This is a genomic window from Bacillus sp. HY001 (assembly GCF_007558965.1).
GTDB classification, from domain to species: Bacteria; Bacillota; Bacilli; order Bacillales; family Bacillaceae_G; genus Bacillus_A; species Bacillus_A mobilis.
Window position 1 is genome coordinate 1 of record NZ_VLTE01000328.1, and the last position, 442, is coordinate 442.

1 protein-coding gene is annotated in these 442 nt (G+C 35.7%); it reads left to right on the top strand.

The window, feature by feature from the left end; all coding sequences use genetic code 11:
- Positions 1–442: transposase (locus FOT98_RS31565; RefSeq protein ID WP_144291282.1), on the top strand; the 442-nt coding region annotated here is incomplete at both ends.

The window sequence follows — 442 nt, forward strand, 5'->3', positions numbered from 1 at the left end:
AATCCAAGAGTTACATTTGACGGTCGTCACTGGTGGATTAGTGTAGGGTTCCAAGAAGACTTTGCATCCCAAGAACTAACCAATGAGTCGATTGGTGTGGATGTTGGTTTAAAAGAGCTTTTTGTAGCTTCTAATGGTATGAAAGAACGAAATATAAACAAAGATGCCAAGGTTAAAAAACTTTTGAGAAGGAAAAAGTCAGCACAAAGAGATATGTCTAGAAGATTTAAAAAAGGTGTAAAAATTCAGTCTGCCGGATATGAAAAAGCGAAAACGGAGCACCTGCGGTTATCTAGGAAAATTATAAATATCCGAAATAACCATATCCATCAAGCAACAGCTACATTGGTGAAAACCAAACCAATGAGGATTGTTGTGGAAGACTTACCTATCTCAAACCTGTTAAAAAACAAAAAACTATCGAAAGCATTTTCATTTCAAA